13 protein-coding genes and 1 other RNA gene are annotated in these 13,872 nt (G+C 36.9%); 6 read left to right on the top strand and 8 right to left on the bottom strand.

What is annotated here, in order from left to right; all coding sequences use genetic code 11:
* Positions 1–184 precede the first annotated feature (184 nt).
* Positions 185–892, top strand: coding sequence for a hypothetical protein (locus BZK16_RS03040; RefSeq protein ID WP_077927434.1), 708 nt, complete (start codon positions 185–187; stop codon positions 890–892).
* Between the two features lie 58 nt (positions 893–950).
* Here the strand turns inward: BZK16_RS03040 and BZK16_RS03045 are convergent, their stop codons facing one another.
* The 4 genes from BZK16_RS03045 to BZK16_RS03060 form a co-directional block, all read right to left on the bottom strand.
* Positions 951–1,472 carry an ExbD/TolR family protein gene (locus tag BZK16_RS03045; protein WP_077927435.1) on the bottom strand — a complete coding sequence of 174 codons (522 nt, stop codon included), beginning with the start codon at positions 1,470–1,472 and terminating at the stop codon, positions 951–953.
* A gap of 2 nt (positions 1,473–1,474) precedes the next feature.
* A complete protein-coding gene (locus BZK16_RS03050) occupies positions 1,475–2,206 on the bottom strand; it encodes a MotA/TolQ/ExbB proton channel family protein (RefSeq protein WP_077927436.1) in 732 nt (243 codons plus the stop codon).
* Between the two features lie 37 nt (positions 2,207–2,243).
* Positions 2,244–3,002, bottom strand: coding sequence for an energy transducer TonB (locus BZK16_RS03055; protein WP_077927437.1), 759 nt, complete (start codon positions 3,000–3,002; stop codon positions 2,244–2,246).
* Positions 3,003–3,277: 275 nt separating this feature from the next.
* A complete protein-coding gene (locus BZK16_RS03060) occupies positions 3,278–3,799 on the bottom strand; it encodes a Dps family protein (protein WP_077927438.1) in 522 nt (173 codons plus the stop codon).
* 603 nt (positions 3,800–4,402) lie between these two features.
* Here BZK16_RS03060 and BZK16_RS03065 point away from each other — a divergent pair.
* The 3 genes from BZK16_RS03065 to BZK16_RS03075 are packed head-to-tail and all read left to right on the top strand — an operon-like array spanning position 4,403 to position 7,415.
* On the top strand, positions 4,403–4,612 hold the full coding sequence (locus BZK16_RS03065) for a hypothetical protein (RefSeq protein ID WP_077927439.1): 210 nt from the start codon (positions 4,403–4,405) through the stop codon (positions 4,610–4,612).
* A complete protein-coding gene (gene allB, locus BZK16_RS03070) occupies positions 4,609–5,973 on the top strand; it encodes an allantoinase AllB (RefSeq protein ID WP_077927440.1) in 1,365 nt (454 codons plus the stop codon). The genes BZK16_RS03065 and allB overlap by 4 nt, the downstream gene beginning before the upstream one ends.
* Positions 5,974–6,020: 47 nt before the next feature.
* On the top strand, positions 6,021–7,415 hold the full coding sequence (locus BZK16_RS03075) for an NCS1 family transporter (protein ID WP_077927441.1): 1,395 nt from the start codon (positions 6,021–6,023) through the stop codon (positions 7,413–7,415).
* A 489-nt stretch (positions 7,416–7,904) separates the two neighbouring features.
* Here BZK16_RS03075 and BZK16_RS03080 read toward each other — a convergent pair whose 3' ends face one another.
* The 4 genes from BZK16_RS03080 to BZK16_RS03095 form a co-directional block, all read right to left on the bottom strand.
* The gene (locus tag BZK16_RS03080; RefSeq protein WP_077927442.1) at positions 7,905–8,252 is read right to left on the bottom strand and encodes a hypothetical protein; all 348 of its coding nucleotides are present in this window, start codon (positions 8,250–8,252) and stop codon (positions 7,905–7,907) included.
* Positions 8,253–8,368: 116 nt separating this feature from the next.
* An RNA gene (gene rnpB / locus BZK16_RS03085) (RNase P RNA component class A) lies at positions 8,369–8,717 on the bottom strand.
* Between the two features lie 126 nt (positions 8,718–8,843).
* Positions 8,844–10,244 carry a sodium:proton antiporter gene (locus tag BZK16_RS03090; RefSeq protein ID WP_077927443.1) on the bottom strand — a complete coding sequence of 467 codons (1,401 nt, stop codon included), beginning with the start codon at positions 10,242–10,244 and terminating at the stop codon, positions 8,844–8,846.
* 256 nt (positions 10,245–10,500) lie between these two features.
* Complete coding sequence (locus BZK16_RS03095; RefSeq protein WP_077927444.1) at positions 10,501–11,097, bottom strand: nitroreductase family protein; 597 nt, start codon at positions 11,095–11,097, stop codon at positions 10,501–10,503.
* Between the two features lie 241 nt (positions 11,098–11,338).
* Here BZK16_RS03095 and tkt point away from each other — a divergent pair, with 241 nt between their 5' ends.
* Positions 11,339–13,312 (top strand): transketolase, encoded by a 1,974-nt coding sequence (gene tkt, locus BZK16_RS03100; RefSeq protein ID WP_077927445.1) that lies wholly within the window; start codon positions 11,339–11,341, stop codon positions 13,310–13,312.
* Between the two features lie 75 nt (positions 13,313–13,387).
* Positions 13,388–13,843 (top strand): preprotein translocase subunit YajC, encoded by a 456-nt coding sequence (gene yajC, locus BZK16_RS03105; protein ID WP_077927446.1) that lies wholly within the window; start codon positions 13,388–13,390, stop codon positions 13,841–13,843.
* Positions 13,844–13,872 lie beyond the last annotated feature (29 nt).

A 13,872-nucleotide genomic window follows, 5' to 3' on the forward strand; every position in this document is an offset into this window, starting at 1 on the left:
CAAACAATACAGCTTCTAATTTTACACAAANCTCCAAATAATAAAAAACCGTATTATACAGATTCGCATAAAAATGTAACGACTTTTATTTACAAAAATAAACAAAACGCCTATTTAATCTCATTCAACAATTTTCCTGATAAAATCATAGCTACGAATGTGAAAGCACCACAAAGGAACAAACATGAATAATAAATTGCAACCATTTACACTCTCATTGCTTCTAATCTCCTCTTCATTGAGCATGAGCTATGCCAGTCAACATGTTGAAAAATGTTTTGAAACCAATGAAGGCTTAGAAATTTGCGTTAAACAAAAAGCAAACAATACAGCTTCTAATTTTACACAAAAAGATGCAGATCAATTAGCAGAATCCCTACCGAAACTCAGTAGTAAACAAATTACTGCCTTACAATTACTAGTGCAAAGCCAACAAGGTAAAGCATTATCCAATCAAGATGTACAAGAGCTAGCATCTTCATTGCCAAAATTACCTGATGCTTATGTGAATGCTTTAGCACTATATTTGCAAAGCAGTGAATCAGGCACAGCTAATCCTAAAGAAGTTGAAAAAGTTCTAACAGAAGTCTTTAATATTCCGACAGAATATCAAAGCTCGTTACAAGCGGGATTAAAATTGATTTCAGAAAAAGATCCAAGCGAAACCGATGTTGTCAATTTAGTGACACAATTGATGAAAGCCAATGATGTTCCCGATGAATTTGGTAATACATTACAAAGCTACTTCACAATGATCAATGAAGAGGATAATCAAAAAGCTGAAGATCAATTCATGAAGGCTGGCGTTGGTTTATTAAAATTCATCATCAAAGAATCTAAAAACAGTGATGATACAAATGAAGTTAAAACACCACAAATTCAACCGCAATAATTTTTACTCAATAAAAAAGGCTTAGTCATTCAACCAAGCCTTTTTTATACTTTTATTTCTAGTTTGCTGGCGCTGGTTGTGCTGTATTTTCAGCTGGTGTCGCTTCTCCTGCTGCAGGAGCAGATCCACCTTCACCTGGTAACGTTACAAAGCCGATATTACCTAAACCTGCTTTACTCAATGAAGTAATCGTTTTCGCTACGATCTCATAAGGCACTTTAATGTCCACATGAAATTGAACCAAAGGATTGTATTCAGGGCCATTCTTAGCTTGTGCTTCTGACTTCAATGTTGTTAAAGTCGTTAAGACTGCTTCATCAGTACCCATTTTAACTTCATTGATATGAACTTCAGATTCACCATTGATTGCAACCAAAATTGGCTTATTTTCAGCTTGATCAGGTGTTGTTTTCTCTTTTAAATCCACCGCTTCTGGTAATTTTAATTGAACTGACTGTGTTACTAATGGTGCTGTTAGAATGAAAATTACTAACAGAACTAACATCACGTCAATCAAAGGCACCATATTAATTTCAGCACGGGCACGCGAGTTAGTACCTCGTAAACGTCCAAATGCCATGATTAAGCTCCTTTTGTTTGGCTCTTATCGCAACAATCATTTTTGCAATGAACACATTCGCCACCTAATAGATTCAATAATTCATATGCAAATGAATCTAAAGCGCCCACTGTTACTTGATTACGTCTAATCACCCAGCTATGTGCTAATACTGCTGGGATCGCAACTGCCAAACCAACACCTGTCATGATCAATGCTTCACCCACTGGGCCAGCGATTTTATCGATTGTACCTGCGCCCGTTGAACCAATTTCAATCAAAGCATGGTAAATACCATAAACTGTACCGAATAAACCAACAAATGGTGCGGTTGCAGCAATTGCTGCCAACGCTGTCACACCATTTTCACAGCGCAAATTGATTTCATCCAATTTAGTACTCAAAGCACGTGTAATCACTTCACCCAATGAGCCACTATCTCTCAATGAATTACCATGAGTTTTCTTATAACGTTGTAAAGCATGAACACCTGCATCCGTTAAAATCTCATGATAGTTGTTTGGCGTATGCTCTACCAAATAGCCATCGATATCATCCACCGATTTAGCATTCCAAAACATTTTTAAGAATTTTTTAGTATTACGCTTTTCTGAAATACCCTGTAATGCTTTCAAAAAGATAATGAGCCAAGAAACTATAGACATCACAATTAAGATTACAAAGAGTGCTTTACTCAACATATCAGCTTGGCCAATAAAGTTTTCAAACCCCAATCCGGTGACTTCTGGTTGCATGTGTTTTCCTTTTCTACGTAAATAAACTTATAAAATTCTAAAATTTCAATTGATATGGAATTCTGACAACAATCACTTGAGCCTTACCATCCACAATGTATGGTTTCAAACGTACTTTGTGGCCTGCCGTTACTGCGGCTTTATCAATTTGATCATTGCCTGAAGACCTTTCAACCTTCACAGATACTGCGTGACCTTTTTCATTAATCTTAATCAAAAGAATTGTTGTACCGCCAGTACGGCGCATTAATACAGATCTTGGGTAGTTCGGTGCAGGTTTAGACAATACAGAAATATCTTGCATCGAGAATACTCTATTTTCCACACGCTTAGATTGACGTTTAGGCTGTGGTTTTGCCTCTTGTTTTTTCTGCTGAGGCTTAGGCTTTGGCTTCTCTTTCTTTTTTTCCTGAATTTTTGGTGCTTGCGGTGTTGGTTGCTTAGTCGTAATGATCTCTTCCTTAGACTCTTCCACTACAGGCTCTTCAGGAACTTCTTCAACCTTTTCTTCAACCACTTCCTCTTCTTTAACTTCTTCCTTCACTTCCTCTTCAGGCTCAGTGGGTTCTGTTAAGAGCTCTTCATCATCATGCTGGTTTGTCACTTCTTCTGCCGTATCAACACCTGCCAAACTAATATGATGCATGATCATAGTTGAAGGCTCCATCATCACCTGATGATCCTCACGATTACCAACATAAGTAATTGCATACAAAAGACCGCCATGAAATAAAAAAACGGCTAACATAGCGACAGCTACTATGGCTTTGCTTGTTTTGTAATTACGTAGTGGCACAATCTTTCCTTCTTGGCATTCATAATGATTCAAATTAAATACATTGTTACGCTTTAGAAACAATATTCAGGTCAGAATTATTCACATTTACAACCGATATGTCAATACAAATAACAATTATTCTCATTTAGTTTTGATTGACCTTATCATTTAATAATCATTATATGAATTAAGAATCAACTGTTTATTTACAAAAATCAATCGCCATACAAAAAAAGAGAAAGCCATAGACTTTCTCTTTTTTACTCTTAACCATAAAGCTTTAAGGGATATATTTATTGATGACCATTAATTGTTTCATATAAAAACCATACACGTTGCTCTGCTTGATCAATCCAATCATCCAATAAACTCGTTGTTGCATAATCATCGTATTGATCAGTGATTGCATGCAATGCACGTAAATCTTGGCTCAAACGTTGATTATCTGCCATCAAGATTTCTAACATTTTTTGTGCATTCACAGATGCATCATTGTTATCTTCGATTGTTTGCAATTTTGCAACTTCACCAATGGAGTGAATGGTTGTGCCACCAATTTTACGAACGCGCTCTGCTGCTGCATCCACAATGGCTAGGATTTCTGTTGCTTGCTCATCCAATAATAAATGGTATTCACGGAAATGAGGGCCACTGACATGCCAATGGAAATTTTTAGTTTTTAAATACAATGCAAATACATTTGCAAGCAATTGGTTCAAACCTGTGGTAATCTGCGCAACGCCTTCTGCCTCGATTGAAGTAGGAGCCCAACTAGTTTTTTTTGCCATTTCTTTTACTTTTGCTGATGTTTTCATAATTTCTCCCTTTTCATAACTATGTATATGTACTGATTTGATGAAATAAGTATACATCCGTAGCACTTATCAGACCATTTGATCCTCACTATGTAAACCATAACTTTTTTTAATCAAACAAGAATCTCTAATACCTTTATTATTTAAATATTTCTAATAATAAGCTTTTATTAGCACAAAAAACCATTAAATTATATTAATATCCATATGATTATAATTTCAACTATATGATAATAATCAAAAAATAAATATTAAGTGCTATATCATTAACTTTTAAAATAAATGCCTAAAAACTTCTCTTGATTCCAGATTAATACATCTAATCTACTGATATTCATATCAGTATTAATATGCTTGTCATAAATAATGAGCGAATAACTCCTACTTCTTATCTAAATGAGCAGTGTATTGAAGACATAAATCAAAATTTCATTATAAAAAATATTAGAACAATGACTTTTTTTATACTATACTTTTTCGAAATCTGTGGGAAAGATCAATCTTTAAATTATGCCCACAGCAACAAATCAATTACATAAGATCATTAAGCAATGGTTTAATCTTATGACTCTATTGTCATTGAGCTGTTAAAAGGAGGTATCTATGCAACCAATAACAACCTTAGAATGTGCTTCTATCGCACCTTATCGTAGTATTTATTCTGAGGATTCAGCCAATGCTCAATCCCACATATATTTCATAAAAGAGATCAATCAAGCGCACACTTTTGATCGCTTTACGCTAGGATTAATACAAGAACAATTTTGTTCAACAATTTTTACAGACTCTTTTTCTAAGGAGAAAACCAAATGAGTTATGACTTAATTATCAAAAATGGCTTAGTGATTTTGGAAACAGGTGAAACCAACATTGATGTTGCGGTTAAGAATGGAAAAATCGCAGCGCTTGGCTATGACTTAGGTGATGCAGAAGAAATCATCGATGCAGAAGACTTAATTGTGAGCCCTGGCATGGTGGATGTTCACGTTCATATTACTGATCCAGGCGGTGTTCGTGCTGACTGGGAAGGTTATGTTACAGGCACAAAAGCATGTGCAAAAGGTGGCGTAACAACATTTGTGGAAATGCCATTAAACCAATTACCTGCTACTGTGAATGGTGAAAGCATCCGTAAAAAATATGCAGCTGGACAAGATAAGTTGCGTGTAGATGTTGCATCTTTTGGTGGCTTAGTACCTTTTAACTTAGATGGTGGTATTCAAGAATTAAATGATGAAGGTGTTGCTGCTTACAAATGCTTTATGGCAACTTGTGGCGATCCAACCTTGGATGGTGACTTCTCTAACGTAGATGATTACGCGCTAATGGAAGGCATGAAGCAAATTGCTAAAACAGGAAAACTATTAGCAATCCATGCAGAAAATGCTGCAATCACAGATGCTTTAGGCCGTGCTGCAAAAGCTCGTGGCGAAAAAACATTGGCAGAATATGTCGCAACTCGCCCTGCATTTACAGAAGTTGAGGCAATTCGCCGTGCAATTTTCTTCGCTAAATTAACAGGCTGTCGTATTCACATTTGCCACGTTGCATGTCCAGAAGGTGTTGAAGAAGTGATCAAAGCACGTGAAGAAGGTTTAGACATCACATGCGAAACTTGTGTTCACTACTTATACTTCACAACAGATGAGTTGGATTCAATTGGCATGTCAGCAAAATGCTCACCACCAATTCGCGATAAAGCAGCACAAGATGGCTTATGGAAATATGTAATTTCAGGCGCTGTTATCACTGCTGTATCTGATCACTCACCTTGCACACCAGATTTAAAAGACAAAGAAAATGCATTTGATGCTTGGGGCGGTATTTCCGGCGTTCAAAATAACGTTGATATCCTATTTGACGAAGGCGTACAAAAACGTGGTTTATCTTTAAAAGCATTTGCTGATTTGATTGCAACTAAACCATCAGAGCGCTTTAACTTACCAATGAAAGGTTCAATTGCATTGGGTAAAGATGCAGACTTTGTATTCATCAAACCACAATCAGCGTACACATTAAAAGCTGAAGATTTAGAATATCGCAATAAATTCAGCCCTTATGTTGGTCGCACAATCAATGCACAAATTGCTCGCACAATTTTACGTGGTAAAACAATCTATGCATTGGGTGAAGGCGTAACTGAAGGTGCAACAGGTCAATTTATTCGTCGATAAGATAAACACAAGCAACTTTTGAGAGTAGTTGTTAAAAGGAAGGAATTATGGCAAATACAGAAAATCATGAAGTCTGCGAAAAAGCAGCCAACATTGATCAATCCCTATTGCCTAAAAAGGCCGAAGAACGTACTGTCGGCCCATTAGGATATGTATTCATGTGGATTGGTGATGGCATCAATCTTGGCAATATGACATTGGGTGCAAGCTTAGTTGTAGCAGGTTTAGCAACCATGAACATTTACCAAACTTTCGCGGCTGCATTAATAGCAATCGGAATCATTTCGGCTGTATTTGCCTTAAATGATCGTGTGGGTTATCGCACAGGTATTCCTTATGTTGTTCAGTTAAGAATGTCATTTGGTGCAAAAGGTGCAATCATCTCTTCCCTTCTTCGTGGTATTCCTGCTGTTGTTTGGTATGGTTTCCAGAGTTGGATTGGTGCAACTGCCTTAAATGAAATTGTAAAAGTATTCTCTGGTCATACTTTCGATAATATCTTTGTCTGCTTCTTGGCATTACAAGCGATTCAAATCGTATTATCATTGTATGGTTTCCATGCGATTAAATGGGTGGAAATCTTAATTTCATTAGTTGTGATTGCTGCTTTAATTTATGTATTCATTATCTTATTGCAACCACATCATTTAACTAAGATCACTGATACTTGGGTCAATACTCCTGGCACTTGGGGCTTACCATTCTTTGGTTTTATTATGATGTTCCTAGGTAACTATGCTGCAATCTTCTTAAGTGCAGCTGACTATTCACGTGAATTAAAAACTGGCATCAGCGATGGTAAACGTGGGTTCTTATACTTCTTACCAATCGTAATTGCATACGGCTTTGTATTAACCATTGGTGTAATGTTAGCTTCTGCAACTGGCAATACAAACCCAGTACAAGCATTTGCGATCATTGTTGAAAATGATTACATCACTGTCGCAGTATCAGCATTCATCGTATTGGGTGCTATAGCTGTAAACATGGTTGCAAATATCGTGCCACCTGCTTATGTAATCACTTTAATCACTAAGATGAAATACAAGCCTGCGGTTGTGTTAACTGGTTTATTAGCAATCGCTGCTTGCCCTTGGGTATTAGTCGATGAAAACTCAGCGAAAGGCTTACAGATCTTCATTTTGACGTACTCAGCATTCTTAGGCCCAATCGTTGCGATCTTATTGTTGGAATACTATGTATTAAGAAAACAACAAGTGGATGTGCAGGAGCTTTACAACACATCAGGGCAATTTGCAGGCTTCAATAAAGCTGCAATCATTGCGATGTTGATTGGTGCAGGTGCAGCATTCATCGAAGTAAACTTAGCATGGATTGTTGGCTTTGTTGTGGGCGGTGCAGCTTACATGATCTTAACTAAAGTAGCTTTCTTAGATTCGCCATTCCGTAAAGGCACAATCTTTGAAGACAAACAAAAATAGTTAAATCAAATACTTTGTAATACTAAAAATGCCTGACTTGTTCAGGCATTTTTATGTTCAAATTAATAACACCAAATGCACCTTTGCCTCTTCCAGCCATAACTTATACTCCCTCTACTACAATGCAACGATTAATAAACCAATCCTTAGCCAATCCTTAGCCAATCCCGCTTCATCCAAAGCAGTTTTTAATCGATCACTTATAAACATAGATTCATCTAAACGTCAATCAGCCCAAAGATCTAAGCCTAACTCTAGGACAGAGGCTTTAATAATATAGCCATCATCTCGATACTCAAGCCCATCTGAATAGACTATTCTTTTAGAATGGTTTTTCCATTTTTGAACACTAATACTATTTTCAATATCACAACACTCATAAGCTTCTTCAATATGCAACAAATAGAGGGGGCAAGCATCTTTTATGGACTCATCCGTTACAGCATCATAAGCTTTAACTTTAATTAATTGTGAATCACCTAAATTATGTTATTTTAAAATTTTTGCTGTTGCTTCATTCACAAAAGTAAAGCCCGCATGTGCCATAAAAATACTTTTATTACATTCCCATTTTTCTTCTGGCATTTTATAAACATGATTAAGATAATCTTCTAACGCAAGTTTTTCTCGCGATCTATTTTTCTTTGTTAAATCAATATAATTATCTAATTCTTTATCATATTCAGGATTTAATTTTGCTTCTCTTTCAAGATAATTTTCTGCCTTATATTGCATCAGCGTTCTAGGGTTATTTTTTTCTGTCGATAAATAATAACCAAGCCATTCATAATCATGATTTCTTCTAGCACTGCTAACCCATACAGTTTCATTACTCATTTTTATTTTTCCTAGATGGTTTCTTAATAATCAACTTGTTATACTTTATTACTAGATATTATATGATTAATTCAAAAAGCAAAAGCCTTCTTAGATAACTAAGAAGGCTTTCTTGTTTTGCGAGTCGATCTATAAGCCGGGTTCTGTCGAGAATTATCATTCATCTAGGGATACAATCACTCATATCCTCAAGCAACCTACCCGAATACAGTGCGGATCACACTATAAGCATTCCTATTTGGTCTTGCTCCAAGTGGGGTTTACCTCAGCTACATCAAGTCACCTTGTGTACGGTGCGCTCTTACCGCACCTTCTCACCCTTACCGAGACTTGCGTCTTTAGGCGGTTTAATTTCTTCAGCACTTTCCATCAGCTCACGCTGTCTAGACGTTATCTAGCACTTTGATCCGTGGAGCCCGGACTTTCCTCGGATGATTTCTCACACGCGATAATCCAATCAACTCACACGCCGATTATCCTCTTTTCACAAAAAATGGCAACCCCTTTCATAGGATTGCCATCATTTAATACAAATATCAATCTCTACTCCTTGTGGGAGCAAGGCTAATTTTAGCTATATTTAGAATTGATCTAGATAAAGAAAATCACTGTCAATAAAATATATACAGGAATCAATACCAATACAGACCACTTCATGTAACCAAAGAATGTTGGCATATTAACGCCCGCTTGCGTTGCAATACTTTTCACCATGAAGTTTGGCGCATTACCGATATATGTCACAGCACCCATAAACACAGAACCCATTGAGATCGCCAACAATGTTGGGCTCAAGTCTGTCATTAAGTGTTGTGCATCGCCTGATGCCAAGTTAAAGAACACTAAATATGTTGGTGCATTATCCAAGAATGCAGACAATGCGCCCGTCATCCAGAAATACATACTATCAATTGGTGTGCCATTCGTATCATGAACCATATTCACGATACCAGACATTGAACCATCAGCACCTGCTTTCAAGATTGCCAATACTGGTGCAATCGTGATGAAGATACCTGCAAACAATTTTGCAACTTCCAATACAGGATCCCAACCAAATTCATTTTTACGATGAATTTCTTTAGATGTTACTTTCAATGAAATGAATGCCATTGCCAACAAAATAATGTCACGCACAATGTTTTGTAACTCAATTGGTGTACCTAAAATTGTGAATTCAACGCCTGATTTCCAGAAGCCAGAAATCAATACGCCCACAATAATCCCGCCCAAGAATAAGAAGTTAAATTTACCTTGAATGCTAAATGGTACTTTTGTTTCTGTTGCAACTGCTACATTACCTTCTTTCTTGTAGTAGTAACTATCAATTACAAAGAAGATTGCTAAAACAATAACTGTTGTGATGATCAACGGCATGAACATATGCTTCATCGTCCAAAAGAAATCAACGCCTTTCAAGAAACCTAAGAACAATGGTGGATCACCTAATGGCGTCAAGCTACCGCCGATGTTTGCCACTAAGAAAATAAAGAAAATTACGATGTGAACACGGTTTTTACGATTTTCATTCGCACGTAACAATGGACGAATCAATAACATTGCAGCACCCGTTGTACCCATGAACGATGCCAAGAATGTACCAATCAATAGGATCATTGCATTCAATTTTGGCGTGCCTTTTAAGCTACCTTCCAAGTAAATGCCACCAGAAACTGTAAACAATGCAAAGATTAAAACCATGAAAGGAACGTATTCCAATAACAATGCATGCGCCACAACATGGCTTAATTCAGTAAAGCCAAATGTGAACAAAAATGGGATCATAAACCCTAAGCACCATAGCGCTGTAATTTTACCAAAGTGGTGATGCCAAATATTCACCGCAACCAATGGAAAAATTGCAATAGATAATAAAATACCTGCAAATGGAATTGCCCATAATAAACTAGCGCTTGCACCATCAAATCCTGCTGAAAATGCTGGGGATGACAAACCCAAAACAACTAATAGTAAAGATGTAAATAGCCTCATATCTTCTCTTCTATATTGAATCAAACAGACAAGATACTACCTCAATCATTCTCTCAAGGCTACAAAAAATCTACACTTTTACTGTTTTTGATGGGAAATTATGCTTTTATACAGGCAATAAAAAAGGATCATGTAGTCACATGATCCTTGATAAACATACTAATTCTGAATGTTATAGCATCCCATACATCTTTATAATATAACAACGCCTACTTTCAGCATGATTAATGTTTATAAAGATGAAAGGATATGAAAATTAACCAAATACTTTGAAACGCTCTGTTTCATCCATATGAGATTTTTCACCAGCGCCTGCAACAATTGAACCAAATGGCATTTGTGCATGCAAAGTCCATGATTCAGGGATGCCGTATGCTTTTGCAACGTCTGTGTCTATCAATGGATTATAATGCTGTAAGCTTGCACCAATATCACTTTCTGCTAACAACAACCAAACTGCATATTGTGCAATTGCTGTTGATTCTTGTGACCATTTTGGAAAGTTTGCTGCGTACAATGGGAATTGCTCTTGCAAACCTTTAACAACGTTTTGGTCTTCATAAAATAATACTGTACCAAATGCTGCTCTAAAACCATCAATGCGCGCTTTTGTTGGCTCAAACTGATCTGCAGGTACAATATTACGTAATTGCGCTTCTGTGATATCCCATACTTTAGCATGTTCATCACCCAATAACACAACAACGCGTGAGCTTTGAGAATGGAATGCTGATGGTGCTTCGCTCACAGCTTTTTTGATCATTGATGTGATTTCATCTTTTGATAACGTTACATCTTTACCTAATTGATAAATTGTTCTACGTTTTTCTAATAAATTTTGAAAATTACTCATTGTTCATCCTTTCATAAATACAATTGATAAGTGATTAAAACTAAAATTTCTAAGTAGCGATTATAAATATTTCTTCACTAAATGCGACTGGTTTTCACCTAACAAACTGTTCCACAAATGAAACAATGATCAATCCATGAAAATATATCCCAGATCAACATTTCAAGCAGTGATTTATCGAGCTAGATTCAGTATAATGGCAAGATTGATTTTCTTATTTATTCATTCTAAGGATTTGAACATGTCGTCAATCGAACAAAAAAGTGCTAATGCAATCCGTTTTTTAAGCATGGATGCAGTCCAAAAAGCAAACTCAGGCCATCCAGGCGCACCAATGGGAATGGCAGAAATGGCTTATGCACTTTGGCATAATCACCTTTCTCACAATCCTAGCAATCCAAATTTCTTTAACCGTGATCGTTTTATTTTGTCAAACGGCCATGCGTCAATGCTTTTGTATTCTTTGCTTCATTTGACAGGTTATGATGTTTCAGTTGATGACTTGAAAAACTTCCGTCAATTAAATTCAAGAACAGCTGGTCACCCTGAACACGGTTACATTTCTGGCATCGAAACTACAACTGGTCCATTGGGTCAAGGCATCACAAATGCTGTAGGTTTCGCATTGGCAGAAAAAATGCTAGCGGCAGAATTCAATAAAGATGATTTCAGCATCGTTGATCATCACACATATACATTCATGGGCGATGGCTGCATGATGGAAGGTATCTCTCACGAAGCATGTGCTTTGGCAGGTACTTTGAAATTAAACAAATTGATCGCATTGTATGATGATAATGCAATCTCTATCGACGGCGATGTATCTGGCTGGTTCACAGACAATACAAAACAACGCTTTGAAGCTTATCAGTGGAATGTCATTGGCCCAATCGATGGTCATGACATTGAAGCTGTTTCTAAAGCAATTGCGGAAGCTAAAACTCAATCAGAAAAACCAACTTTAATCATTTGTAAAACTAAAATTGGTAAAGGCTCTGTTTCTAAAGAAGGTTCAGAAGCAACTCATGGTGCACCATTGGGTGATGCTGAAATTGCTGCTATCCGTGAAAAAATGGGTTGGACAGCACCAGCATTTGAAACACCTGAAGATGTTGCAGCTCATTGGGATGCAAAAGCTAAAGGCTTAGCAACTGAACAAAATTGGGCAGCAGCGTTTGTACAATACGAAACTAAATACCCAGAATTGGCAAAAGAATTCTTGCGCCGTATGAACATGGCATTGCCTGAAAACTTCAACGAAATCATTACTAATGCAATGACAGAAGTGAATGCAAAAGGTGAAAGTATTGCAACGCGCGTAGCAAGTAAAAATGCATTGGATGCATTGGCATCTCATTTGCCTGAAATCGTTGGTGGTTCAGCTGACTTAACGCCTTCAAATAACACATTCTTCAAAGCAAGCAAAAACTTAGATATCACAACAGGAGAAGGTAACTATATTCGTTATGGCGTGCGTGAGTTTGGTATGGCTGCGATCATGAATGGCTTAGCATTGCATGGCGGCTTCATTCCTTATGGTGCAACATTCTTAGTATTCAGTGATTATGCTCGTAACGCAATTCGCATGAGTGCATTGATGGAACAAAAAGTTGTATATGTAATGACACATGACTCAATCGGTTTAGGTGAAGATGGTCCAACACATCAACCAGTTGAACACGTTGAATCTTTACGTTTGATCCCTAACTTAAATGTATGGCGTCCTGCTGATACAGTAGAAACAATGGCTGCTTGGGCTTCTGGTTTAACATCAGATAAGAACCCAACATTATTGGCATTATCTCGTCAAAAATTATCTTTCCAACCACGTACAGCTGAAGCTTTAGCAAACATTGCAAAAGGCGGTTATGTGTTGAAAGAAAATGCAAATGCTAAAGTAACAATCATTGCAACAGGTTCAGAAATTGAATTAGCGATGAAAGCTGCTGAAGCACGTGATGATGTACGTGTTGTATCTATGCCTTGTGTTGAATTATTCCGCGCAAATGATGCGGCTTACAAATCAGCAGTATTAGGTAACTTACCAGTATTGGCAGTAGAAGCGGGTACAACTCGTGGCTGGTACGAATTTGCAGATTCAGTGATTGGTATTGATACATTTGGCGCATCAGCACCTGCTGAACAGTTGTTTGAAGTATTTGGCTTTACAGTTGAAAACATCAATCAACACGTTGATCAATTAATTCAAAAATAATTCACTGGTTGCAATTGTATTTTGAAAATTAGGTCTCATTATGAGATAACATCTTTTTATTTTTGGAGTTTTACAATGTTAAGAACGTTACTTTTATCATTAGCTGTTGTTTCTACTACTGTTGCTAATGCACAAGATGCTGCGGCTCAACAAGGCGGAATGACAAGCACATTGATCATGCTAGCTGTAATGGGTTTATTCTTCTACTTCATGATCATTCGCCCTAACAAGAAACGTCAAACAGAACATCAAAACTTGATGAACGAATTGAAAAAAGGCACTGAAGTTGTAACAAGTGCGGGCATCATTGGTAAAGTAGCAGATGTTGCTGATGGTTATATCTCTGTTGAGATTGCAAACAACGTTGTGATCAAATTACAACGCCAAGCAATCATCTCAATGGTTCCAAAAGGTACTTACAAAGGAACAACAGATAACGCACAAGGCAACAAAAAAGCTAAGAAAGAAGAAACAGTAGCTGAAACTGCAGAAACAACTGAAGCAGTTGAAACAAAAGAAAATAACGGTTAATCCAACAATTTAACCTAACGAAATGATTG

It is taken from the genome of Wohlfahrtiimonas populi (assembly GCF_002006795.1).
In the GTDB taxonomy this organism is placed as follows: domain Bacteria; phylum Pseudomonadota; class Gammaproteobacteria; order Cardiobacteriales; family Wohlfahrtiimonadaceae; genus Wohlfahrtiimonas; species Wohlfahrtiimonas populi.

Coding starts and splice junctions, on each gene's coding strand:
- BZK16_RS03095 (WP_077927444.1), bottom strand. CDS start 11,097: ATGAGTAATTTTCAAAATTTATTAGAAAAACGTAGAACAATTTATCAA.
- BZK16_RS03050 (WP_077927436.1), bottom strand. CDS start 2,206: ATGCAACCAGAAGTCACCGGATTGGGGTTTGAAAACTTTATTGGCCAA.
- BZK16_RS03065 (WP_077927439.1), top strand. CDS start 4,403: ATGCAACCAATAACAACCTTAGAATGTGCTTCTATCGCACCTTATCGT.
- BZK16_RS03090 (WP_077927443.1), bottom strand. CDS start 10,244: ATGAGGCTATTTACATCTTTACTATTAGTTGTTTTGGGTTTGTCATCC.
- BZK16_RS03045 (WP_077927435.1), bottom strand. CDS start 1,472: ATGGCATTTGGACGTTTACGAGGTACTAACTCGCGTGCCCGTGCTGAA.
- BZK16_RS03040 (WP_077927434.1), top strand. CDS start 185: ATGAATAATAAATTGCAACCATTTACACTCTCATTGCTTCTAATCTCC.
- BZK16_RS03080 (WP_077927442.1), bottom strand. CDS start 8,252: ATGAGTAATGAAACTGTATGGGTTAGCAGTGCTAGAAGAAATCATGAT.
- BZK16_RS03075 (WP_077927441.1), top strand. CDS start 6,021: ATGGCAAATACAGAAAATCATGAAGTCTGCGAAAAAGCAGCCAACATT.
- BZK16_RS03060 (WP_077927438.1), bottom strand. CDS start 3,799: ATGAAAACATCAGCAAAAGTAAAAGAAATGGCAAAAAAAACTAGTTGG.
- yajC (WP_077927446.1), top strand. CDS start 13,388: ATGTTAAGAACGTTACTTTTATCATTAGCTGTTGTTTCTACTACTGTT.
- allB (WP_077927440.1), top strand. CDS start 4,609: ATGAGTTATGACTTAATTATCAAAAATGGCTTAGTGATTTTGGAAACA.
- tkt (WP_077927445.1), top strand. CDS start 11,339: ATGTCGTCAATCGAACAAAAAAGTGCTAATGCAATCCGTTTTTTAAGC.